This window comes from Cupriavidus sp. C3SS-1 (genome assembly GCF_057073755.1).
On the sequence record NZ_CP172701.1, the window covers coordinates 389208 to 411403 of the forward strand.

Genomic DNA, 22196 nt, shown 5'->3' on the forward strand with positions numbered 1-22196 from the left:
CGCAATGGCGTCGTTCACTCTTTGAAATTCCCCTTTCCCCTTCACCTGTGGCCACACCGGCCACGCCTTTCCATGCCTGCGCCATGCCGGCGCAACTTTCCCTTTGGAGAATCACTTCATGCTCGACGCAAATGAGAGCCTGCTGTTGGCTCACTTTTCTGACCTGCACTACTCGCCCGGCCATCTCGCCGAGGCGGATCGCTGCTTCGGCTTCGCGGTGCAACACGCAATCGCCGCCGGCAATCGGATTGGCGTCGTCTCCGGCGACTCGACCGACCATCGTCTGGATGCCCACACGCCGGCACTGCGTGTGCTGGCCGAACGTCTCCAGCAGCTCTCCGAGCACATGGCCGTCGTCATGCTCCAGGGAACGTATTCCCATGAGCCCCCCGGCACGCTGGATCTGTTCCGCCTCGTTGGCAGCCGTTACCCGGTCTACATCGCCGACCGCATCCATCAGGTGGCCCTGCACGATGGGGCGTTCATCCCGTCCACCGGCGCGCTGTTCACGCCAGCGGAAATCGAGCAGATCCTCGCGAGCGGGGTGCCGGAGGTGGTCTTCACCTGCGTCCCTACGGTCAACAAGGCAATGCTCGCTGCCGCAATTGGGACGTCCGATGCCGCGACTGCGGTGGGGGACCATCTGGCCACCTACCTGCATGCCGCCGGCTCGGTGAACCGGACCTTGCGTTCCCGGGGCATTCGGACCGTGGGCATCTCGCACGGCACTGTGAACGGCTGCCAGACTGAGCACGGCGTGCCCATGGCTGGATTCGACCACGAGTTCACTATTGGCGCGCTGTTCGATGTGGAGTGCGATGGCTTCATGCTCGGCCATATCCATCGCGCCCAGCAATGGGACCGCGAGGGCCGGCTGGTGGCGTATCCAGGCTCGATCGGACGCTTCCACTATGGCGAGATTGGTGACAAGACCTACCTCCAATGGCACGTCGCGCCAGGACGGGCGACAACCACTCCCGTGGTGACGCCGGCCCGCGAGACCCTGTGCATCGACTTCGATGGCCCGCCTGACATGTCGGATCTGGCCCGCGTAGCGGAGCAGGCTTCCGATAAGTTCGTGCGCATCCGTTGGGTCGTGGACGAGGAGCACCGTCAGATGGTCGATCGCGATGCCATCAGCGTGCTGTTTGCCGGTGCTGCCGAAGTGAAGCTGGAAGGCCGCGTGCTGCCCGCTGTGCGTAGTCGCGCGGAAGGTATCAGCCGTGCCGCCAGCCTGTCGGAGAAGATCACGCGGTGGGGCGAGTTGACGCAAGTCGACACCGTTCCGCTGCTGGATCGACTGTCGATGCTGGAGCATGCAGATCCGCAAGCCATCGCGGACCTGGTGCTGCAGCAGCTCGACGGTGCCGGCGACTCGGTCGTGGTTGACGCAGCGGCGGCGCCTGACGTTCTGTTGACGCCAACGGATGACGCCAATGCGCTGGCAGAGCCGTCAGTGCCTGTCGCGCGTGTCAGCACACCGCCGCAAGCGATGGACTGGCTCTCCGATGACCTGTTCGCGGAAGTGACCGCCTAACCCTTGAACCTGGCCGAAAAAAGCCATGTTCCGACAGCCCGTTGGGGCTGTCGAAACAAGGTTTTACCCGCGTCCTCCGGACGCATCGACCGTAGTTTCATCCCTTTGACCCCTGACGGGTGCTTCCCGTCCGGGAGAGCACTCCGTCGCACATGGAGTGCATCATGATGCTTTATCCCGCCGGCCCCGACTGGGCCCAAACCTTTGAAACCACCATCGCCGCGTCCGACCTGGCCGCGCGCCTGGCGGACGCGCACGGCTTTACCCGCAGCACCTTATTCCAGCCGTTCGGGGCAGGGCGCGGTGCGGTGATTGCCCAGCGCGATCATCTGCTGGTCCTCGCGGTGCACGCCGCCGACGGCCAGCACTGGTACGAGGTCACCCCCTCGCTCGAAATGCAAAACCTGCTCTGGTCGTTCTCCAACGGCTACGCCAGCCAGTGGAGCACGCTGGAGTTGAAAGCGCTGTGCGGCTGCGCGACGTGGCCCGACGTGATTGCGCTGGCTCGCCAGCAATTCGCGGCCGCCGTTCGCTCCCTGGAGCGTGCGCTGGCCGGGCGGCCCGAACAGGACACCCTAGCCGCAGCCCCTGACATGCCGTTCTACGACGGCGACGTGATGGAGCTGCCGTCCGACTACCTGTCGTCCATGACTGGTGCGGAGGTGTCCGAATGCGTCCACTGAAACTCATCCTCTCGGGTTTTCATGGCGTGCGCGATGGCATGCGCCGTGACAGCGTGACGCTGGACCTGACGCACTTGCCCCCCGGGCTGATCGCGCTGGTCGGCCCTAATGGGGCCGGCAAGACGACGCTGATGGACAACCTGCACCCGTACCCGATCATGCCGAGCCATGCCTCGAAAATGACCGCGGATGGCTTCTCCTACTGGGATCACCTCTGTGGCACCCGTGGCGAGAAGGATTTGGAATGGGAGCACGCCGGCAAGCTGTACCGGTCGGCGTTCGCGTTCAGGAATCCGGGCAAGACCCGCAAGGCCGAGTACTACCTATTCGAGAAGTGCGCCGCGGGCGACTGGGTGCCGCTGCAACTGCCGGACGGCACGCTGTCGGATGGCAAGGCCGATACCTATAACCGCTGCATCGAGGCGGTGTTGGGGTCTCCCGAAGCGTTCTTCACCAGTGTGTTTTCTGCCCAGAACCGTCGCCCGATCGCCAGCTACCAGGCCAGCGAGATCAAGCGCCTGCTGGCTGAGCTGCTTGGGATCGAGCACCTGCGCGACCTGTCAGCGAAGGCGGGCGACGTGGCGAAGGTGCTGGGGCGCAGTCTGGACACCCTCCAGCGCGAGTTGGTGGGGCTGTCCGCCCAGCGTGAGCGGGCCGGGCAGCTTGGCCGGGAGATCGGCCAAACCGACGAGGCATTGACGACGGCACGGCGCGAGCGCGATGCGGAAACAGCCAACGGCGCTAAGCTCTTGCAGGAGCGCGCGACGCTGGCTGCGAGGCAAAGCGCGAGTGCGGCGACTGAAGCGCGTCTGCGCGAACTCAGACAGCGAGAGACCGAACTTGGGGCGCGCCGGCGGCAACTGGAATCCGACCACCGTGCAATAGCCACCCGTAACTCAACGCGGCGCCGGGAGCTTGAGCAACTGGTGGCCAGCCGCAAGCTGACCTTGGCTGAAGGGCCGGCGATCCTCGCGGCAGGCGAGCAGCGCGATGCCTTGCAGATGGCCATTGGCCGGAAGCAGGAAGAGCTTGGCGCGTTGCAGCAGGCGGTGAGCCAGTTGGAAATGCAAAGGACGCAGCATGCCGCGCTTTCCACCGAGTTGCAGGGGCTGGAAGCCCGCGGCAAGTCGGCGGCGCAGTTTGCCGGCTCGCTGAAGGCACAGGCCGATGTGGTCGACACGGTGCCATGCCGGGCCGATCCGATGCATAACACCTGCCCGTTGCTGGCGCAGGCGCGCGAAGCCCAAGGCAAGTCGGCCGAACAGGTCATCACGGTGCGGGATCTGCGGGCCAGCTACCAGGCCAAGCAGTTGGCGATGAAGCCGCTGGCCGACGCGCTGGCGGCTCTGCCTGGGCAACGTACGGCTTTGTCTGCCCTGCAGGCGGAGTTGGCACGCGACCAGCAGGAATTGCAGCGCCTGACAGCGCTGGCGGCCCGCAAGCCGATGCTGGACGTGGCCCGGGAGGGCCTGGCGCAGGCCGAGCGGGACCTGACGGGGCTCGGTGAGGAGGAGGTTGCTGCCGCGGCGATTTTCGCGCGGGAAGTGGCGGACGCCGACGCGCAGATGTCGATCGTGCAGCGCGAGCTGTCCGGGCTGGCCACCGAAGACGTGACTGGCATGCTGGCCGCGCTGGACCTTCGTATCCGCCAGAGCCGGGAGGCCGTGGTGGCGCTTGATGGGCGGATTGAAGTCCTGATCCGCCAGCAGGCCACCTTGTCGACCGAACTCGAACGGGTGCAGGCCATAGTTGGCGGCTTGCCCGCGGTTCAGGGCAAGGCCGATCGGCTCTCTGACGAGATCGCGCAGTGGAAGCTGCTCGCCAAGGGATTGGGCAATGATGGCGTCATCGCGTTGTCCATCGATGACGCGGGCCCGGCCCTCACGCGGATCGTCAACGATCTGCTGCTCGCTTGTTACGGACCGCGATTCACCATCGCGATTCAGACGCAGACGACGCTGGCCAATGGCGAGAAGCGTGAAGGGTTCGAGATCGCCGTCAACGACGGGGAGAACGATTCCACGAAGGACTTCTCAGTGATGTCGGGCGGACAGAAGATCTGGATCAACGAGTGCCTGACCCGTGGGATTGCGCTCTTCCGGGCGCAGGACACCGGGCAGGCCTTCCAGACGCTGTTCACCGACGAAGCCGATGGCCCGTTGGACCCCGGGCGCAAGCGTGCCTTCATGCGAATGAAGCGCGAAGTGCTGCGCCAGGGCGGGTACGAGCGGGAGTTTTTTATCACGCACACGCCAGATCTGGTCGACGAAGCCGATGCGGTCATTGATGTGGTGGCCCTGGCTGCCCAGTAGTTGGTAGCAACCCTTTGTAGCCATGCCCGTTGTCCCGAAAAGGACGCGGGCATTTTTTATGAGGAAACAGTATGGAAAACATTAGCGATCAGCGCACAGTCCTGACCGAAGAGCAAGACGGCGCGATTGCTCGGGCGATCGAGTTCGGTAAGCGCCAGATCCAGCGGGAAATTGCCGACGGCCGGATTCCGCCGACGGTGACGGACTTCGCCAGGCTGCACGATTTCGTGGATGCCAATGAATTCGGGGGATTGTGCGAGGACGAAGGCGAGTGGAATCGCCTGTTCCCGCGCACCAACGCTGCAGAGGAAGATGCCTTTTGCGAGTCGGCCAAGCGCGTGCAAGAGGCGCTGGGACAGTGGTTGGCCGCCAGTGTTGAACGCAACGCGTTGTTGATCGAGAAGCTGGTCGAGGATGCACTGAACGCTGCATGCCTCTCCGTGCAGGACGGTCTCAAGGTGAGTGCTGGCGACGTAGCGGGCGCGTTCTTCTCCGGATCGCAAAAGGAGGCTTTCCAGGCGATGTTTGCGCGCTACGTGCTCTGCGAGATCTCCTGCATGTCTGAGGACGAAGGGGATTGAGCAGCTGCATCCTGAACTCGGCAGAGGATCGGTATCACTGGCCTCATGCCTGCGATGGAATCGTTGCACTTCTCGCGTCTCTGACGCATCGACCTTGCTGGCTTGCCAGCACAGCTTTTTCTTTTCCCATTGGGGCCTTGTCCCTATCACTGCATCCGATGGTTACCTTCCTCGACCTTAGTGACTTGGCGGTTGCCTTGGACGGCACAGTCTGGTCTGGGCCGCAGCACGTCTGCGGTGTCTGGGCAGGACCCTCCTCCGAGGGCGACCTTAATTTGCCAATCACATGGAGTACTTCGGTAGGCCTAATGAAAGCCGTGCTTATGGCTGGGCGTCAATGGGAATGAGGTCGCACGTATTGCAATCTATGTCGCCACAACACGGAATAGCCGTGTAGGGCCGCGACTGTTTTACCAGTACGGGGTTTGCGGCCGACATCGTTAGCAGTAGTGCGCGAAGAGCGCTTCTTGAGACGTATGCAAGCGGATCTGCACCGAAATGAAAATGATCTTCATTTGGTTGTCCCGCCCAAAATTCGTGATCGTCCGCCCAGCGCTGTAGGAAAGCGTACTGCTGCGACGTATCAGCGGTGTCGGCAGAATCTACGTTGAAAGTGGGCAGGGCGGTCCTTCGGCTGCGATGCATTTTTGATCTCCGGCGTAGGTAAAGTTTGGCGCCATGCAGTGGCACGAGATTTACCTTACGCGCTGGGGAGCGAAGTCAAGTCCGCGTGTCTGGAACTGCCACGCTGCGTCACGACCATGAGGCGGAATAGGGTGGGACACGCCATCACTTCAGACGCAGTTGGGCGGCTTCGACGTCATTCTTTCTCCCTGGGGAACCGCGACAGACTTCGCCGCTTGTGGGAAGGGCTTTGTCTTCGCAGTTCGCCAGAGAGCGCTCTGATGCGGCGCTACCAATTCGCCTGGTTGTAAAGGCCAGGCTATTGCTCTCTGTCAGAGGGTCTATTCGTCGCTATGTCGGCCCCTGGGCCGCCAGCGCCAATGCAATCCAACGGCAATCGCTTCCACGGGGGAAGGATCCGCCCAATCTAAACTTGAAAATGACAAGAAATACTTCGATGAGACCGGCCTTCTGGAACTGATGTCCGTTACGCCTGTAATCAGAGCCCTGTTTCAGGACTTTTACCTGGATCCATCGCGTCCGAGCAAGGGTCGAGCATTTATCTGGCGATCCTCCGAGAATAACGTGCCGCAGCGGGAGGACGTTCACGAAAATTTGCGTGAACTTGTTCTCCACCTTGGCCTAAGCGTTCCAGATGGCGACTCTATAGAGAACCATCTCAATGTATTGGCTACGCACTTCGGGGCCGATGGTGACGCCACATTTGCTAGCCTGATAGCGCGCACCCCTTTCGATGGGTGTGCAGAGCCTGGAGTGCTGTTCGAAATCGCTCGCCATTTCGACGATGGCCATGGTTTGAAGGCTATGAAGATCGGAGGGCTTCAACTGCTGAGATATTAGTTGCGCGTTCTTGCGCAGTTGTGGACATTTTGCACATGTCACGCATGATGGTCAGCATTCAAGAAGCAGCGGACTTTCTGGGCGTCTCGGCCCCAACGCTGAGGCACTGGGAGCGCGAAGGCAAGCTCATCCCAGACGAATGCACAGCGGGCGGGCGACGACGCTACGATCTCGCGCGGCTGCGCCCCGAACAATTCCACACGCCCGATCCGGCGCGACGCACCGTGGCCTACGCCCGTGTTTCCAGCCACGACCAGAAGGATGACCTTGAGCGGCAGAAGCAGGTGCTGGAGCTTTACTGTGCCCGCCAGGGCTGGACGTTTGAGGTGATTGCCGACCTTGGCTCCGGCATGAACTACCACAAGAAGGGCCTCAAGCGCCTGCTGGGCGCGATCATCGACGGCGCTGTCGGGCGCCTGGTCATCACCCACAAGGACAGGCTGCTGCGCTTCGGTGCGGAACGGGTGTTCGCCATCTGCGAGGCGAAGAACGTCGAGGTCGTGATTCGCAACCAGGGCGAGGACACGACGTTCGAGGAAGACTTGGCCAAGGACGTGCTGGAGATCACACGGTGTTCAGCGCCCGGCTCTACGGTAGCCGTTCGCGCAAAAATCAGAAGCTGCTCGACGGCGTGCGCAAGGCCGTGGAGAATGCCCAGTCATGCTGATTGCCCACCGCATCGCCCTCGATCCGAACAACGCGCAAGCCACGTATCTGGCGCGTGCGGCGGGCACGGCGCGCTTCGCCTATAACTGGGCGCTGGCCGAGTGGAAGCGCCAGTACGAGGCGTGGAAGACGGAAAACGCGCTGCCCAAGCCGTCGCAGGCAGCGTTGCGACGCCAACTGAACGCGATCAAGCGCGAGCAGTTTCCGTGGATGATGGAAGTCACCAAGAATGCGCCGCAGATGGCGATCATCCAGTTGGGCGACGCGTTCAAGAATTTCTTCGCAGGCCGCGCCCGCTATCCGCAGTTCCGCAGGAAGGGCATGCACGACCGCTTTACGCTCACCAACGATCAGTTCAGTATCGACGCCTCACGCATTCGCATCCCCAATCTCGGCTGGGTGCGCATGCGCGAGACGTTGCGCTTTGCTGGCAAGATCATGTCGGCCACGGTCTCCCGTGTGGCCGACCGCTGGTTCGTCAGCATCACCGTGGACACACCCGACAGTTCGCACCTGCCTGAAGCCGAAAACCAAGGCGCGGTGGGGGTCGATCTGGGTGTGTCAGCTCTAGCGACACTCTCGACGGGAGAAAAAGTTCCTGGTCCGAAGCCTCACAAGGCGCTATTGGACCGGTTGCGCGGTCTCTCACGCAGCCTGTCGCGCAAGGTCAAGGGCTCTGCGAATGGCCGCAGGGCTAGAGCAAAGCTGGCGAAGCTGCACGCCCGCATCGCCGCCGTCCGCTCGGATGCTCTGCACAGGCTCACGACGGATCTGACGCGCCGCTTCCATACCATCGGGATCGAGAATCTGAACGTGCGCGGTATGGTGAAAAACCGGCATCTCGCCCGCTCGATTGCCGACATGGGCTTCTTCGAGCTGCGGCGGCAACTGGAGTACAAGGCGGACATGCGCGGCGGCCAGGGGTGGTGGCCGACGCCAGCAGCAAGACGTGCTCGGCGTGCGGCGACAAGCTGGAGAGCTTGCCCCTGTCGATGCGCGAATGGACATGTCCCGCATGCGGGACGATTCACGACCGCGACGTGAATGCGGCCGTGAACCTCTGTAACAACGCCGTGAGTTCCACGGTGTCAGCCTGTGGAGAGGAAGGCGCTGGCTCGGTTCGTAAGACCCGAGCGAAACCAGCCTCTGCGAAGCAGGAAGTCAGCTTTGTTCCTGTTTGAGCAGGAGTGAGCAAGTCTGACGGAACGGGATCTTGGTATGGCTATCGAAGATCGAAGGCCTGCTGACACATGTTCAGTGCCTTTTGGTCGGTGTTATCAACGATGAAACTCGGGCAGCTCTGCGTACTGGAATAGCCAAGGGATTGCTCGGCGCACCCGATACTAGGCCAGCTCGCGCAGCTGACGCAGGTGGGGGCCGAGAACGTGTCGACTGAGTTTGACTCTGTCGCGAAGACAGTAGCGCCATCACTGACTGAGCTAGTCGGCCGTCCTGTTGGAGACCCACGACGCTGCGATGGCGCCCTGGTCGGGTTGTTTACAGTTAATGCTGGTATGCACAGTACGGCATGCCTCACGCTTTCGCACGCACCGCGCGCCGAACACGACGAGATCGCACGGCGCACCGTGTAAGGATCACCTGGGGCCGATCTTTGAGTACGACGTCGGGGCCTTGCGCGAGCGGGCGTTGTCTTTCGAGATCTTGCCGCGGGCAGGACAGGCGGCTTGGCAGCAGGTCGCGAGGACGCAGCATTCACTGTTCTGATGACCGTCAACATGCAGAAAAGCCCCTAAATCTCGCGATTTCGGGGCTTTTCCTTTTGCTACGGGTGCGAAGCAATTACGCCGCCGCGTCCTTCAGCTTCTTCAGCGGGCGGACCTTTACCTTCACGCTGGCAGGCTTGGCGGCGAACCACTGGTCTTGACCAGTGAACGGGTTCTTGCCGAAACGCTTCTTGGTAGCCGGCACCTGGATCGCAGCGACCTTGAACAGGCCGGGCAGCGTGAACTCGCCCGCGCCCTTCTTGTGGATGGCGCTGACGATGGTGTTCTCCAGGTGGGCGAGCACAGTCTGCACAGTCTTCTTTTCCAGTTGGGTTTGCTCGATCAGGTGAGCCAGCAGGCTGGATTTGTTGAAGGTTTCCTTGATCGGCTTGGCGACCGGGGCAGCAGCGGCTGCCTTCTTAGCCGGGGCGGCAGCCTTTTTGGCCGGAGCGGCTTTCTTCGCTGCGGTCTTCGTTGCAGTCTTTGCTACGGGTTTTGCTTTCGTGGCCATAGTCGTAGGTCTGGATGGAAATGCGCGCCTGCAAGCCGGATTTAACTTGCAGCGCACCGGCGAAGCATAGCAAAGACGGTTGCATGTGCAAGGCCGGGATTTCACCCGGCGTTCGAACGGTGCGCGGTTACAACGGTCTGTCGACAAGGATCGTGGCGGCGATGCGGTCGCACGTGCGATGGCTGGACAGGCCCAGCATATGGCTGACTTCCGCGCGCGAGCGTCCAGCAAGCAGTTGCCGCCGGCCGAAGGTATTGCGCAGCGTGCGCGGACTCATCTCCGCGTCCGACCCGCCAATCGCTTCGAGCACCGCCGACACGATGCGTCCGAAGCTCATGTCCGTGATTGGGCCTCCGTCCGGGGTGAGCGTGAACAATCGATCGCCCTCGATCGGTAACGTTTTGCGCCGCGCCAGCCACGCACGCAGTACGGGCACCGCGAAGTCGGGCAGGTGCACCGTGCGGGCGTCTCGTGGCCCATGTGCCGGCACGAAGAGGTAAGGGGGGCGGGCGTCCGGGACCAGGTTCACGATGCGCGCGGCGCGGGCTTCCGCGGCGGTGATGCCCGTCGCCAGAAACGTGGCCACGATGGCGCGGCTGCGCAGTTGTGCCAGATCGTCGGCAGGCGACTGCAAAAAGGCCCGCAGCCGCGCATCGACGTCTGCGTCGAGATACTGCGGCGTGGGTTCAGTGTCCGGCCACCGCTCGACGGCGAGAAGAGGAGCGGCCGGGTTGTCCTGGCGCACGCCGGCGAAGACCAGATGCCGGCATAGCCGGTCCAGCAGCTTGACGTACCGCATGCGCGTGGCCTGCGAATAGGTGCGGGCCTCCGCGCTCAACCAGAACGAGTCGATATCGTCGGCGCCAAACGCGACGACGGACGTTCCGCTGACCAGCAGATGTCGGCGGAAGTGCTCGAACATCGCCTGGTGCTGGACGATCGAGCGAGCCGAGTACGGGCGGCGATCCGCGCCGGCCGCCTCGCGGGCCTGCCAGTCCCGATAGGCCAGGGTGGGATTCGTGAGCCAGAGGGTATCCATAGTTGCTGTTATATACTGAAATTGCCTCTCCCCACGTCCCTGCCGCCTCGCTGAGGCGGATATTGCTAGCAGGCGAGGGGGTCAGAAGCGCGGGCGGCCATCGCAATTGCGCCGCCCAAGCAGCCGTGCACGGGTTCGCGCGTAGCGGGGATAGGCCGCGTCCAGCATGTCGGCAATTTCCTGCAAGCGGTATTCCTGCAAGTAGCAACACGCCAGCAAGCACTCCGCGGCGCAGTAACCGAGGATGTCCTGGAGCAGGGCGTAGTGCTTCTCGTCCGGAAAACTCAAATTGCCGGCCTTGGCCCGGGCCCGATAGCCGGCGTAGGTCAGTGCCAGCAGCGGCTGAGGCGTATCGGTGCTGGCTTCGCACAGGTCTTTCGCCTCGCCGAACGGCACAGGATAGAAGTCGCTCACCAAATTCACGGGAAGCCTCGGGGTTCAGCCCGGGGTTGAGAGTGCGGACTGCGTAGCCGTCCTTTTGGTTGCCTAGTGTGGCGACTGCTGCTGCTAAATGTAGCCAACTAGAGCAGAGTCTTGGCGATGCTCATCTGTTCATTCTCAAACGCGGGCGCGAAATCGTTCAGGTCGCGTGCGGTCATGCCCACGACGGAAGACCGAGCGACAGTTTGCCAGTCGACGATGGCCTGGTACACCTGGCCCAGCACTCGCTGAACGGCAGCCGCATTGAGGCGAAAATAGGGAGCCACACCTACGACCGCTTCGATGGAGTCGACGGGGCCGTAGCCTTCATCGAGCCACAGCTTGAGCTCCTGATCTTTGTCGGGGAACGGATTGATATCGAAGGCCGGCGACAGGCGCCACTGGCCGTGCTCCACATGCAGAAAGCCGTGGTTTTGTACGTGGTCGTCGACGTTTGTGATAAGCAGATTGAACGCCAGCCGACGCCATAGCTCTTCAAGGTCGCGGGCGGGATCGACACTGTTGGCGATGATGGCGTCGGCAATCTGCGTGTATGCGTAGTCTTCCTGCCGAGAAGCCTGCATCATTGAGCCAGCTGACAGGTACGGAATTCGCCCGCCATTGGCTACCCGGTCGAACCGGCGAACAAGTGCGACAGGGATGTCATCAGACATGACGATGCGGGAGTCTGCTACCGAGATGCCCGCGGCGGCTGCCAGGTGCAGGGCCAGAATCTCGCCCCGGGTCACGCTGCGGTCGTCCTTGACACTTGGAAACTTGCCGATGGCCAGGTGGCCGTCTTCATCGACGATGGTGCACTTTGGGCGCATCCCGCCTAGCGACGTACCGCGTCCGCGCAGGTAGCGCAAGTCGGCTTCGGTCTCCTGGTTCATCTCCACCGCGCGAGAAGCTGCCATCAGGTGTGCGAGCTCTAGCAGCGGCGGTGTGCCCCGGCCGTCGTCTTCGATGACCCGCAGGAACTCCTTGGTATTCTGGTCGACAAGCCGGACGGCGCCGATTCGACTCACATCGTCAACGCCCAGCAGGTAGTCCAACTCGCTCAATTCGGCGGCTGGGACGGGTTTGCCGTTCTGCTGCGCCTGTTTGCGGCGCTTGGCGTGGTCGCGCGCGATGACCCGACAGCCCCAGCCGTCGGGCTCAGTGTCTGCGAACGCGAAATGGAAGATGGAGTCCCCCTTGGAGGGAGCCTTGCGGAACTGGTTGCCCTCTACAAGGGGGAGGTCGGGCGAAATCCAAAACCGGTCAGCATCGGCCAGCCAGACGTTGTCGTAGGAAAAGCTGGAATGTTCCCGTTTGCCTTCCTTCGTATAGGACAGCTCGCCAAGAGCAATCCCGGCCTGACCCAGCACGACGCTCACCTTCTTTTGTTTGAGGGCCATTAGATGGCTCCCGTCTTCTTGGCACTCTTGCGCCGCACGCGCTGGGGCAGCCGCTCGTTCATGAGAGACAAGCCAATCTCATCGGACGCCGTGTCCATCAGTTCAGTGATTTTGTTGAGCTCGCCCAGGACGAAGAACGCTTGGACGACTGTCCCGATTTGTACCCGCGAGTCACCCTTTTCCATCCGACGCAGGGTGGCGACCGACGTCTGAATGCGCTCGGCCATGGACTCCTGTGTCAGCTGCCGGCGACGGCGGGCCAGCGACAGGTCGTGGCCCAGTTTGATCAAGGCGCGAGAGACTGGCGTCGGTAAGACGTTTCCATCATTAGCGCTCATATATGAGCGCTTTTGCGCGGTACGGGTGGCCATGTGAGCGGTTATAAGATGACAATACCGCAGTATTTTCGTCAACAATCGTTGAGAGGTCAAGTTATCGCTTAGATATAAGCGATAAAGTGGATTATTCGCTTATAACTGAGTGCTATTGCGGGTTTGATGGATTCCACCTCGGAGCCGTTGTCGTCGTGTCCAGTATAATTTCACGATAGCGAAAGAATCCCATGCCACGACCACTTCCTGATCCGACGCCCCCCTCGCGCGCCACCATCCGTACCATTACGCAACTGGGTGACCGCATCCGCGCCACCCGAGGAGGGCAAGGGATGCCCATTGACCAGGCAGCAAGAAGTTGTGGTGTGTCTGTCGGCATGATGTCCAAGCTAGAGAACGGTAAGGGCGTCAATCTCGAGCACGTCCTGCGGGTGCTGGACGGACTGGGTTTGACGATGCTGGTCGTGCCAAAAGCCCATGGTGTTTGGCTCGAGCAGGCAGCGGCCCATGCAGTCAAGGTCGGCGACCAAGCTGCGTGGGAACCCCATGCATAGCGGGCAGATGGATGGTTGAAAGCAGTCTCGCCTGGTTGCCGATCCAGGCTATCCCCGGTGCATTGGATTGCATAGTGGGGGAACGGTCAGTCACTACCGGCTTCTGCTGCCGTCCGATACCCCATGGCTCGGTAGCCTTGCTGGCGCTTGTGCCACATCCGCAGCAGCGCCGGATGGCCAGCATCGACAAAATCGATGATCCGTACGTCAGTCTTGTCGGCATGTTCTCGATGCAGCCGGCCGGCGTACTGTTGCAGGGTTCCCTTCCACGACACGGGCATCGCGAGCACCAGGGTGTCGAGGGGCGGGTGGTCGAATCCTTCACCGACCAGCTTGCCAGTCGCCACCAAGACGCGAGCCGCGTCGGCTGGCAGGGCGCCGAGCTCCGAGATCAACGCGGCGCGTTGCGGTTTTGACCAGAATGCGCGTCGGAAGGATAGCGCGGACGCCGCAGGCGTCCTTGACAACGCATGAATCCTGATACGATTTATATCATGCAACGACTCCAAGCCTTCAAGTACGAATTGATGCCGACCGGCGAACAGACGCGGGACATGCGCCGCTTCGCAGGTTCGTGCCGATTCGTCTACAACAAGGCGCTGGCGTTGCAGAAGCAGCGTTACGAGCAAGGCGAGAAGAAGCTCGAGTACGCTGGGCTGTGCAAGGAACTCACGGCCTGGCGCAAAGGCACCGAAACACCGTGGCTCGCCGATGCACCGACACATCCGCTGCAACAGACGCTGAAGGACCTGGAGCGAGTCTATACCAACTTCTTCACCAAACGGGCCGACTTCCCGCGCTTCAAGAAGAAGGGGCAAAGCGACAGCTTTCGTTATCCCGATCCGAAACAGATTAAGCTGGATCAGGCCAACAGTCGTATTTTCCTGCCCAAGCTCGGCTGGCTGCGCTACCGCAACAGCCAGGCCATGTTGGGGGAAATGCGCAACGCTACGGTTTCCGTGAGCGCAGGGAAGTGGTTCGTCTCGATCCAGACGCAACGAGAGGTCGAAGCCCCCGTGCCACAGTCCGCCAGCGCCGTGGGCATCGATGTCGGCGTGGCCCGCTTCGCGACATTCAGCGACGGCAGCTACCTTGCCCCGCTAAATAGTTTCAAGCGGCACGAAGCCCGGCTGCGCCGAGCGCAGCAAACGATGAGCCGCAAACAGAAATTCAGCAGCAACTGGCAGAAGGCGAAGGCTAGAATCCAGCGCATTCACGCCCGCATCGGGAACGCCCGCCGCGACTACCTGCACAAAGCCACGACCACGATCAGCCAAAACCACGCGATGGTGTGTATCGAGGACTTGCAGGTGAGGAACATGTCCAGGTCGGCAGCGGGCAGTGCCGAGAAGCCAGGCAGGAACGTTCGGGCCAAGTCCGGCCTGAACAAAGCGATTCTGGATCAGGGCTGGTTCGAATTCCGCCGCCAGTTGGAATACAAATTGGCGTGGAACGGCGGCTGGCTTGTCGCAGTGCCGCCCGAAAACACGAGCCGGACATGTCCGGCGTGCAGCAACGTGAGCGCGGACAACCGGCTTACGCAAGCTGGCTTCGCCTGCATCGAATGCGGCTTCGAGGAAAACGCCGACGTCGTCGGCGCGATCAACGTTTTGGCGCGGGGACACCGCGTTGCAGCCTGTGGAGAGCCGGTGCAGTTGGGCCGCTCTGCGAAGCAGGAACCCGCCGAAGTGGCTGCGCAGCTCATCGCGTAGCGCCGTAGGAATCCCCTTCCTTTCCGCCGACAGGCGGCGACCGCAGGTCGAGGGAGGGGAGGATGTCAAATCCGCCCGTGCAGCACGAATAGTTGGGAAATCTGCCCATTCAACGCAGCCTGGATGACATCAAGGTGTTCGGTGCGCTCGGTCAGTACCAAAATCTTGCGGCCTCGATTGAAGGCCTCCGTCACGGCCGCAGCGATGGCGTCGGTCCGGGCCTGATCGTGGACCAGGTGCCGGATATATCCTGAATGCCAGACTCGGTCGGCAGCTCAATGCGTGAAGGGCGTGTGCGCGGTACGACCACCAAGTCGTGAGGTGAGCTGGGCGCCTTTGCCGCGGTGTACCGGATAGGCCCGCACTGCATGAAGATGATGGGCTGCTGGCCATCGCGGCGAATCGGGGTGGCCGTCAGGCCGAGCACGTACTTTGCCTTGCTTCGTTTCAGAATCGCGTCGAACGAGACCGCGCCGACGTGGTGGCATTCGTCGACGATGACATGACCGTAGTTCTCGACCAGCGAGCTAACCTCGCCCAGCCGCGACAGGGATTGCATTACAGCGATGTCGATCTTGCCGGAAGGCTTGACCTTGCCACCGCCGATGGTGCCGAGGCTCGCCGTTACGGAGCCCCAAGAATGCTCGCAAACGCTCTTGCCATTGCTTGAGCAGTTCGGTGCGCTGTACCAGCACCAGGGTGTTGACGCCGCGGCGAGCGATCATGGCGGCCGCAGTGACCGTCTTGCCGAAGGCAGTCGGTGCACACAGCACGCCGGCGTCGTACTGCAACATCCCGGCAATCGCGGCTTCTTGGTCGAGGCGGAGCATGCCGGCGAAACTGACGTCGATGGGCTCACCTGAGTAGCGCTCGTCGTGCAGATCACAGCGGATGCCGTTATCACGCAGCAGTTCCAACGCAGCCTCGAGACAGCCGCGCGGGAGGGCAATGTGCTGTGGAAAGTTTTCCGCGTTGCTGATCACGCGCGGCTTGTCCCACACCGACATACGCATCGCTTGCGCCTTGTAGAACTCGGGATTCTGGAATGCCGCCAAACGGATCAGGCGATTGGCCAGCGGTTGCGGCAGTTGTGCCTTCTCAAAATAGATAAGGTTAGCCAGCGTCACGGTCAGTGACTCAGGCATAGGGCCTGCCAGGGGGGTTGCCGCGAGGGATTTGCGCTTCCACTGGGTGGAAAAGTCCTCGTCGGTGACAAAGGTGACATCCAACGGGTGGACACCATCGGTGGCGCGAAAAATCGTTGGCTCGATGTCGTGCGGTGCCATCGGCTGGATTGAAGCAAGGAATGCCCACTGGTCGGATAGGGGCGAAAATCGGCATCGACGAACACGCTGCAGCCTTGCTCACGCGAATGCTTCTGCAGTGGCAGGGCAATCAGATTGCCAAAGCCGCCCTTTGGCATCGTGTCCTGGTTGGGAAATAGACGGTCATAGGACGCCAGCTTGAGTTGCCGGGTGCGCGAGCAGGTGTGGCTGATGATGGCTGTGCCCAGCCGGCGCGCATCGCGCGCCGACACCTTGCCCGCGAAGAAGACCCAGGCATGCGCGCCCTGGCCGGAACGGGAAATCTCCAGCGCGACCGGCACCCCCAGTTCCCCGCAGGACTGCACGAAGGCACGCGCATCGTCCTGCCACTCCGCCTCATCAAAATCGGCGGGGAGAAAGTAGCAGGTGTCGTCTTCCAGCAGCGGATAGATGCCCACCGTGTGTTCACCGGCCAAATGGTCGTAGATGACCTGATCGGAGAGCGGGATCAGCAAGCGGTTGCCGCAGTCGCCGCACTTGATGCGCGGCTTCTCGCAAACGCCGGCGCGCCATTCGTTGGCGCAAGCTGGCGCGTAGCCAGACTTGCCTGTGGACTTGCTCTCCCAACGGATCGGATAGACATCCGTGCGGCCGCGAAACAACCGGCGGAACAGCGCCACTTTGTCGACCGTGGAAAAGCGCGACCGCTCAGCTTCCTGAACATCAGGCGGGCGTTCTCGGCTTGCAGCGCGGCGAACGCATCACGATCAGCCATCGACGCCATACTCGGCCAGCAATTCATCCATGTCATCGCCCACCCCGTACCCGAAATTGTCACTGGTACGGCGTACTTGGGCAAGACGTGCCCAGAGTGCCGGCCGCTGTGTATCGGACAAGGTAGCGATCATTTGCAGCGACTGGTCGAACATCCGCACCAAGGCGTCGAAATAGCCATCGTCCTGGTAGCCAATGTCAGCGCTGAAGCCGGACGCCCGTTCGCAATAGAACACCATCAGTTCGGCCATCCCTTCTGGTTGGCCATTGGCCTTCTTGTACTCCGAGATCGCCTTCTTCGCCTTGGCTACCGAGGTGTCCTGATTCTTGAACAGATCCGGCCACAGCCAGCGGTCGATGGTCACTTTGTATGGCTTGAGCACATCCTGGCCCAGGGTAAACCGGGCGTGCAAGAAGGCCTGGTTGTCCTTACTCGCCACGTACAGGGCCTGTACCAGCCCGATCAGGCCGGCACGGTCGAAGTCGGCCAGCTTGGTTTTGACATCGCTCCAGGAGGGCGAGGATTTGTGGGCTGCCTTAGGCTTTACATCCGACATTGACATGCTCCTTCTGTGGAATCCGCGCCCGTTTCGCTGATAGCAGCGTGGGCGTACATCGGTTCGCTTTGGAGTGGCATGTCCAACAATGCAGCTCCAGGCCGCGACTCGCCGCTCCCTGCGTTGTTTAGCTCCGACAGCCGTAGCGCAGGGCTTCGGTTTCGTAGTATCCGCGCGGACTTCCCTTCCTTTCGGGACAGGCTTCCACGCTGCGCCCCCTACTGGGAGCGTGAAGAGTGTAGAGCTTGTTCACGTGGCGGCAATGAAATCAGTTGGGAGGCCCAGCCACCTGGGATGCCTTCCAAGCTGCAAGTTCCGAGGGGCGCAATCCGTAGCGGGCCAGTACGCCCTCGTGCAGCCGTCGGAGTTCTTCAACGATCAGCGCTTGCATGTTGTCACGATCAACCTCTGGCACTGTTGCCATGACGACCTCCCGAATCACGGATAGGGCATCCTGATCGGGTTGCAGCACGACGTCCCGGATCGTTTGTTTGATCACATCCCGCCAGGCAAGGCGTAGCGGATCGGGTTCCGCCAGATCCTGCTTGATGGCCAGGTACTCTTGCGTTGAGCGCTCGTAGGCCCAAACGTAGAGATCGCGCAGCAATTCGACGCGGGTCATCTCATACATGCCAAGGATGGCGCGACTATAAGCTTGCTCCGGCACATCCAGGAACGTCAGCGGACAAACCTGTCGGCGGAAAGTGGGATGTAACCCGGGAAGCGGTCTCGCTCCGGCGCGGTCGCAGCAACCTCTGTCGTTTTCGCCCCAAAATAACGACGGGCACGCCCTTCGCCGATTGCCGTAACCTGTCCGCCATCGATCCATTGGCTGATCCAGCGTTGGGCTGTCCGACGCGCCACGTCGGGATGCTGTGCCGGCAACTCGGCGAGCATTAATCCCGCGGAGGCTTTCCGAATGCTTTCTAGCATGGCTTAGGCAGTGGACCTGTTGGCCATGGCGCAGTTCGCTTGAGGGAGTGGCGTGATTGTGGCGCAGTTTGAAGATCCCCTTAGTAGTGCATGGGGCACCCGACGCGCCCATCGATGGCGAGCTCATTGCAGACGCGTTCGCCTGCATGCATAACGTGGTACCGCGCATCGAATATCTCGGCCAATCTGCTGTAGGCTTTTCCATAGCGTCGGATTGATTCGAGCAGACTCTCGTAGCCGCGGCCCTCGGCGTTGTACTTGGCGGACGAGGAAGATGCTGGCCTTGTCCGCATAGAACGCGAGCGGCTTGCCGTGGCGCTCGACATAGGCGCGCGTGGCGGTGAATTACGCGCGCGTGGATTCGGCGGGCACGAACAGCAGCTGCATCAACGGGCCGGTGGCGTCGTCGACGTTGATAAGAGCGTGCAGGCCGGCGCCCGGTCCTCGAACGAGGCGTGGTCGCTGCCGTCGATCTGCACCAGCTCGCCCAGGCAGGCGCGGCGGTTGCGCGGCTGGTGGAGCTTAGGCGGGCGCAGCTTGCGGGGCACCCAGCACGGCGTCGATCATGATCCGGGCGGACCGTCTCCGTGGCCAGGTCAATGCCGTGGCGCTCGCGCAGCTTCTCGGCCGCCAGGGTGGACCCGACGTCGGCGTGGGTCTCCCGGATCTCTTTTTGGTTCTTTATGCCGCACATATGTGCGCCGCCCGGAAAAACGTCATGGATATGTTCAATAGACTGGACAAAAATAGGGATTTAGCCTAAGATAATGAACAAATGCGAGTGTCAACTGATACCACCTCAGTACTCGAGCGCCACCTGCTTTTGCAGTTGGGCGATCGCCTCAAGGGCCTGCGGAAGGCGCAAGGGCTGACTGCGGTCGAAATGGCCAAGCGGGTCGGCATCTCAAGGACCACCCTCAATTCGGTGGAATCCGGGGATCCGGCACCAACGATCGGCACATACCTCCGCGTGATGTCAGCGTTGGGCGTTGCCGGCGACTTCGCCTTGTTGGCTAACGACACCTTCCAGCCCGCCCCAGCGAACTCCGCAGCTGCGACCTCTTGGCGCATGCGGCCACAAGTTCAGGTATTGGTCTCTTCCGATTCCTCGCGCCACCAAGCCCAGGACTTGCAGAGCCTCGCACTGCACAAGGAAGCGGTGCGATTAGTCAGTGCTAATCCCGATCTGCTGGCTCGCGCTCAGGATACGCTGAAGAGATGGCGCTCGAATGGTCTGTCGCGCTCAGATTCCCTTTGGGCCGAATGGGAAGAAATCCTGGCGCACGGCTCGTGGCGGAAAGCCTTGGGACGAAGCAGGCGTGCCCAAGAACTCCGACAAGCCTCCCCGCTGCCGACCGTGTTGCCGGCGGAAGTCCGGCGTGATGTCCTTGCTCAAGTGCAAGCGCTCAAGAAGGGGGTGGTTCTAGGGGATGTCGGCGAGGACATGGCGAAATGAATCGCGAAGACTTGGAGCACATCATTCGAGCGGCGGGCGAGATTACGGATGAATACGAATTCGTGATCGTCGGCAGCCAGTCGATTCTGGGCGGAATCCCATATCCGCCCGCAGTCTTTACGGTGTCTTCGGAGGCCGACATTTATCCGCTTAATGCTCACGATAAAGCCGATCGCATCGACGCGGCGATTGGTGAGGGCTCTCATTTTCATGACACGCATGGCTACTATGCGCAGGGTGTAGGACCAGAAACGGCCTGTCTGCCGGCCGGCTGGCTGCATCGTGTGGAGCGCATCCAAAATCAAGGTACGAATGGGCACGTTGGCTATTGCCTGGCGTGCTCGATCTTTTCATGGCCAAGGCCGTCGCAGATCGAGACAAGGACCGCGACTTCGACGTGGCGCTTCTAGTACACGGTTATGTAAAGGCGGATGAAGCGATTGCAATGGTCGACAAGATGCCAATTGATAGCGCTTCCCAAGGGCGGCTGCGCGCACGGATCAAGCGGTGGATTAAGCTTGCGGAAGACAAAAGAGGCAAGGAGAACGCGAACATGCCGGAAGCAAAAGATTAACAATAGCAAAGGTCCCCACTGATCATGGCGAATTTCGGAGGCGGCCGGCAAATGATGCGACAGGCTATTTGCATAGAGACCCTGTGAATGCTCGCGAGGCGCTCCGAGCGGAGGCGCCATCGCGGTAGCGATGCCGCCGGCGCGACGGCATTCAAGAAACGTCTACGGTGTGCTTGATTGATTGTCAAAGCTAAGTTGAAATGTCCGCTTGTCCGGTGTCCTTTCAGCTTGTTTGTTCTGTCTTTGGGGGCTGTTCCCGTAGGGTGGTGGGGCTGACCTGACACGACAGAGTCCAGTTCAGGGTGGGGCTGTCATTCCAGCAGGGCCCCAGGAGCAGGCGGAAATCAGTTGTCAGTTCCGTTAAGCGGCCACGGTTGCTGCTGTAAGCGTTTTAGCGCTTCCAACATATCGTTCTGATCCAGCGAGCACTGCGACTTCTTGCCTGATGGTCGCCCACGCTTGCGGACAACGCCTTCCGTGGCAGGCAAAGAGAGAGATCGCGTGTTGTCGCGTTTCTCCTGAACGTATTGCGCCAGTTGCAATACGTGCCCCAACCGTTTGTTGTCGACGATCGCACCTTGATCCACTTCCGATAGCCGGTCGTAGGTGGTGTAGGGCAGGGCGACGCCATTCGCGCGTGGCTCGATCCTGCCGTCGGCATAGTGATAGACATCGATATAGCGACCAGCCGACTTCCGATGCTCGGGTGTATCCGTCAGCAGGTAAAGCATCTTGTCGTACTGGATGGTCAGGCTCTTGGAAACGCAGCGCGGCTCGCGCCAAGCGAAGATCAGATCCAGGTTCTCGTCCGATCGCAGCGGACGATGGGCGTTATGGCTGTTACGCGGGACCTTGGCGAAGCGCGCGTTGTAGTCCGCGATGAAGTCGGGCATGAAGACATTGGCGGCTTCCATGGTGCTGATATTGCGAAGGCGCAGCTCCTTGACCAGGCGGTCCTGCAACGTCAGGTGGGTCCGTTCGACGCGGTCCTTGGCCTGGCTGCTGTTGGCGCAGATGCCTTCGATGTTCAGCTCGAACAAGGCTCGGGAAAACTGGGTATGGCCATCGCCGCCGGTTGCATTCGGCTTGTTGACCCGGAAGACGCTGGCCTTGTCGCTGTAGAACGCCACCGGCTTGCCATGGCGCTCCAGGTAGGCGCGTTTCCTTGGACAACGTGAGTCCATGGCGTTCGCGCAGCTTCTCGCAGGCCAGCGTCGGCCCGAAGTCGACGTAGTGTTCCCGGATCAGGTTCAGCGCCGCGGCTTCACGGTCGGCCGGCAGCCGGTTGTTGCTCGGGCGGCCGCGCTTGCGGGTCACGAGCCCTGACGGGCCTTCTTGCCGGTAGCGCTCCAGCAACCGCCGCAATTGCCGGTCCGTGATCTCCAACCGTTCGGCGGCCACACCAGGCCGTAACTGACCATCCACGACCGCCTGGACGGTCTTGAGCCTGTCTAACTCATGCATGCTGACTGTAATGACCTCGGATTTAGCCATCCTCTGGCGTCTCCATCGTGTTTCAACCGGGCAGGCTGAATACCACGAATGGACCACTCAGGCGGACATTTGAACTTTGCCAAAACCGGACATTACAACTTTGCCGCTACATACCAATTACGTAGAATATGCATTATGTTCAATCATGTTTGGCTTTCTGCGCGCGCGTTCGGTTGGGCGCGCGCGT

General features: G+C 61.4%; 17 protein-coding genes and 6 pseudogenes. 12 read left to right on the top strand and 11 right to left on the bottom strand.

Annotated elements, in window-relative coordinates; translation table 11 throughout:
• Nucleotides 1-118: 118 nt before the first annotated feature.
• The 6 genes and pseudogenes from ACIGJC_RS30370 to ACIGJC_RS30395 all read left to right on the top strand — a co-directional run bounded on the left by ACIGJC_RS30370 (nt 119) and on the right by ACIGJC_RS30395 (nt 8445).
• Nucleotides 119-1537 carry a metallophosphoesterase family protein gene (locus tag ACIGJC_RS30370; RefSeq protein ID WP_483714642.1) on the top strand — a complete coding sequence of 473 codons (1419 nt, stop codon included), beginning with the start codon at nt 119-121 and terminating at the stop codon, nt 1535-1537.
• Between the two features lie 164 nt (nt 1538-1701).
• Nucleotides 1702-2220: a hypothetical protein gene (locus tag ACIGJC_RS30375; protein ID WP_483714644.1), complete on the top strand. Its 519-nt coding sequence runs from the start codon at nt 1702-1704 to the stop codon at nt 2218-2220.
• Entirely contained in the window at nt 2208-4532 is a 2325-nt protein-coding gene (locus ACIGJC_RS30380; RefSeq protein ID WP_483714645.1) for a sbcc family protein, read from the top strand. Before ACIGJC_RS30375 ends, ACIGJC_RS30380 begins: the two co-directional genes overlap by 13 nt.
• 71 nt (nt 4533-4603) lie before the next feature.
• The gene (locus ACIGJC_RS30385) at nt 4604-5113 is read left to right on the top strand and encodes a hypothetical protein (RefSeq protein WP_483714646.1); all 510 of its coding nucleotides are present in this window, start codon (nt 4604-4606) and stop codon (nt 5111-5113) included.
• Between the two features lie 1520 nt (nt 5114-6633).
• Nucleotides 6634-7265 (top strand): annotated as a pseudogene (locus ACIGJC_RS30390) (IS607 family transposase).
• Nucleotides 7259-8445 (top strand): annotated as a pseudogene (locus ACIGJC_RS30395) (RNA-guided endonuclease InsQ/TnpB family protein). Before ACIGJC_RS30390 ends, ACIGJC_RS30395 begins: the two co-directional pseudogenes overlap by 7 nt.
• 619 nt (nt 8446-9064) lie before the next feature.
• On the opposite strand, the gene ACIGJC_RS30400 reads toward ACIGJC_RS30395, so the two are convergent.
• From ACIGJC_RS30400 to ACIGJC_RS30420, 5 genes are all read right to left on the bottom strand, one after another.
• Complete coding sequence (locus ACIGJC_RS30400) at nt 9065-9499, bottom strand: HU family DNA-binding protein (protein ID WP_483714647.1); 435 nt, start codon at nt 9497-9499, stop codon at nt 9065-9067.
• Between the two features lie 127 nt (nt 9500-9626).
• On the bottom strand, nt 9627-10538 hold the full coding sequence (locus ACIGJC_RS30405) for a tyrosine-type recombinase/integrase (protein WP_483714649.1): 912 nt from the start codon (nt 10536-10538) through the stop codon (nt 9627-9629).
• Between the two features lie 81 nt (nt 10539-10619).
• The gene (locus tag ACIGJC_RS30410; protein WP_483714650.1) at nt 10620-10961 is read right to left on the bottom strand and encodes a hypothetical protein; all 342 of its coding nucleotides are present in this window, start codon (nt 10959-10961) and stop codon (nt 10620-10622) included.
• Nucleotides 10962-11059: 98 nt separating this feature from the next.
• Nucleotides 11060-12358: a type II toxin-antitoxin system HipA family toxin gene (locus ACIGJC_RS30415; protein WP_483714652.1), complete on the bottom strand. Its 1299-nt coding sequence runs from the start codon at nt 12356-12358 to the stop codon at nt 11060-11062.
• A complete protein-coding gene (locus ACIGJC_RS30420; RefSeq protein WP_483714653.1) occupies nt 12358-12729 on the bottom strand; it encodes a helix-turn-helix domain-containing protein in 372 nt (123 codons plus the stop codon). Before ACIGJC_RS30420 ends, ACIGJC_RS30415 begins: the two co-directional genes overlap by 1 nt.
• A gap of 191 nt (nt 12730-12920) precedes the next feature.
• On the opposite strand from ACIGJC_RS30420, the gene ACIGJC_RS30425 reads away from it, so the two are divergent.
• Entirely contained in the window at nt 12921-13244 is a 324-nt protein-coding gene (locus tag ACIGJC_RS30425) for a helix-turn-helix domain-containing protein (RefSeq protein WP_483714655.1), read from the top strand.
• An 86-nt stretch (nt 13245-13330) separates the two neighbouring features.
• On the opposite strand, the pseudogene ACIGJC_RS30430 reads toward ACIGJC_RS30425, so the two are convergent.
• Nucleotides 13331-13660: pseudogene (locus tag ACIGJC_RS30430) on the bottom strand (DEAD/DEAH box helicase); the annotation flags it as partial.
• Nucleotides 13661-13738: 78 nt separating this feature from the next.
• Here ACIGJC_RS30430 and ACIGJC_RS30435 point away from each other — a divergent pair.
• On the top strand, nt 13739-14956 hold the full coding sequence (locus ACIGJC_RS30435; protein WP_483714656.1) for an RNA-guided endonuclease InsQ/TnpB family protein: 1218 nt from the start codon (nt 13739-13741) through the stop codon (nt 14954-14956).
• 190 nt (nt 14957-15146) lie between these two features.
• Here the strand turns inward: ACIGJC_RS30435 and ACIGJC_RS30440 are convergent.
• The 4 genes and pseudogenes from ACIGJC_RS30440 to ACIGJC_RS30455 all read right to left on the bottom strand — a co-directional run.
• Nucleotides 15147-16101: pseudogene (locus ACIGJC_RS30440) on the bottom strand (DEAD/DEAH box helicase family protein).
• The gene (locus tag ACIGJC_RS30445) at nt 16086-16901 is read right to left on the bottom strand and encodes a TOTE conflict system archaeo-eukaryotic primase domain-containing protein (protein ID WP_483714657.1); all 816 of its coding nucleotides are present in this window, start codon (nt 16899-16901) and stop codon (nt 16086-16088) included. Before ACIGJC_RS30445 ends, ACIGJC_RS30440 begins: the two are co-directional and overlap by 16 nt.
• A gap of 87 nt (nt 16902-16988) precedes the next feature.
• Nucleotides 16989-17552, bottom strand: a complete 564-nt coding sequence (locus ACIGJC_RS30450) for a hypothetical protein (RefSeq protein WP_483714658.1) — start codon at nt 17550-17552, stop codon at nt 16989-16991.
• 268 nt (nt 17553-17820) lie between these two features.
• Nucleotides 17821-18261 (bottom strand): annotated as a pseudogene (locus ACIGJC_RS30455) (Fic family protein); the annotation flags it as partial.
• A gap of 789 nt (nt 18262-19050) precedes the next feature.
• Here ACIGJC_RS30455 and ACIGJC_RS30460 point away from each other — a divergent pair.
• Genes ACIGJC_RS30460 through ACIGJC_RS30475 form a run of 4 tightly spaced genes read left to right on the top strand, consistent with a single transcriptional unit; the run spans nt 19051 to nt 20515 of the window.
• The gene (locus ACIGJC_RS30460; protein ID WP_483714659.1) at nt 19051-19248 is read left to right on the top strand and encodes a hypothetical protein; all 198 of its coding nucleotides are present in this window, start codon (nt 19051-19053) and stop codon (nt 19246-19248) included.
• Nucleotides 19249-19260: 12 nt separating this feature from the next.
• Entirely contained in the window at nt 19261-19941 is a 681-nt protein-coding gene (locus tag ACIGJC_RS30465) for a helix-turn-helix transcriptional regulator (protein WP_483714661.1), read from the top strand.
• Nucleotides 19938-20351 (top strand): hypothetical protein, encoded by a 414-nt coding sequence (locus ACIGJC_RS30470; RefSeq protein ID WP_483714662.1) that lies wholly within the window; start codon nt 19938-19940, stop codon nt 20349-20351. The genes ACIGJC_RS30465 and ACIGJC_RS30470 overlap by 4 nt, the downstream gene beginning before the upstream one ends.
• 35 nt (nt 20352-20386) lie before the next feature.
• Nucleotides 20387-20515, top strand: a complete 129-nt coding sequence (locus ACIGJC_RS30475; protein ID WP_483714663.1) for a hypothetical protein — start codon at nt 20387-20389, stop codon at nt 20513-20515.
• Between the two features lie 344 nt (nt 20516-20859).
• Here the strand turns inward: ACIGJC_RS30475 and ACIGJC_RS30480 are convergent.
• Nucleotides 20860-22009 (bottom strand): annotated as a pseudogene (locus ACIGJC_RS30480) (helix-turn-helix domain-containing protein).
• Between the last annotated feature and the right edge of the window lie 187 nt (nt 22010-22196).

Excerpts from the sequence above, each read along its gene's own strand:
- ACIGJC_RS30370 (WP_483714642.1), top strand. The coding sequence starts at position 119 with ATGCTCGACGCAAATGAGAGCCTGCTGTTGGCTCACTTTTCTGACCTG.
- ACIGJC_RS30375 (WP_483714644.1), top strand. The coding sequence starts at position 1,702 with ATGATGCTTTATCCCGCCGGCCCCGACTGGGCCCAAACCTTTGAAACC.
- ACIGJC_RS30380 (WP_483714645.1), top strand. The coding sequence starts at position 2,208 with ATGCGTCCACTGAAACTCATCCTCTCGGGTTTTCATGGCGTGCGCGAT.
- ACIGJC_RS30385 (WP_483714646.1), top strand. The coding sequence starts at position 4,604 with ATGGAAAACATTAGCGATCAGCGCACAGTCCTGACCGAAGAGCAAGAC.
- ACIGJC_RS30400 (WP_483714647.1), bottom strand. The coding sequence starts at position 9,499 with ATGGCCACGAAAGCAAAACCCGTAGCAAAGACTGCAACGAAGACCGCA.
- ACIGJC_RS30405 (WP_483714649.1), bottom strand. The coding sequence starts at position 10,538 with ATGGATACCCTCTGGCTCACGAATCCCACCCTGGCCTATCGGGACTGG.
- ACIGJC_RS30415 (WP_483714652.1), bottom strand. The coding sequence starts at position 12,358 with ATGGCCCTCAAACAAAAGAAGGTGAGCGTCGTGCTGGGTCAGGCCGGG.
- ACIGJC_RS30420 (WP_483714653.1), bottom strand. The coding sequence starts at position 12,729 with ATGGCCACCCGTACCGCGCAAAAGCGCTCATATATGAGCGCTAATGAT.
- ACIGJC_RS30425 (WP_483714655.1), top strand. The coding sequence starts at position 12,921 with ATGCCACGACCACTTCCTGATCCGACGCCCCCCTCGCGCGCCACCATC.
- ACIGJC_RS30435 (WP_483714656.1), top strand. The coding sequence starts at position 13,739 with ATGCAACGACTCCAAGCCTTCAAGTACGAATTGATGCCGACCGGCGAA.
- ACIGJC_RS30450 (WP_483714658.1), bottom strand. The coding sequence starts at position 17,552 with ATGTCGGATGTAAAGCCTAAGGCAGCCCACAAATCCTCGCCCTCCTGG.
- ACIGJC_RS30460 (WP_483714659.1), top strand. The coding sequence starts at position 19,051 with ATGATCCGGGCGGACCGTCTCCGTGGCCAGGTCAATGCCGTGGCGCTC.
- ACIGJC_RS30465 (WP_483714661.1), top strand. The coding sequence starts at position 19,261 with ATGCGAGTGTCAACTGATACCACCTCAGTACTCGAGCGCCACCTGCTT.
- ACIGJC_RS30470 (WP_483714662.1), top strand. The coding sequence starts at position 19,938 with ATGAATCGCGAAGACTTGGAGCACATCATTCGAGCGGCGGGCGAGATT.
- ACIGJC_RS30475 (WP_483714663.1), top strand. The coding sequence starts at position 20,387 with ATGGTCGACAAGATGCCAATTGATAGCGCTTCCCAAGGGCGGCTGCGC.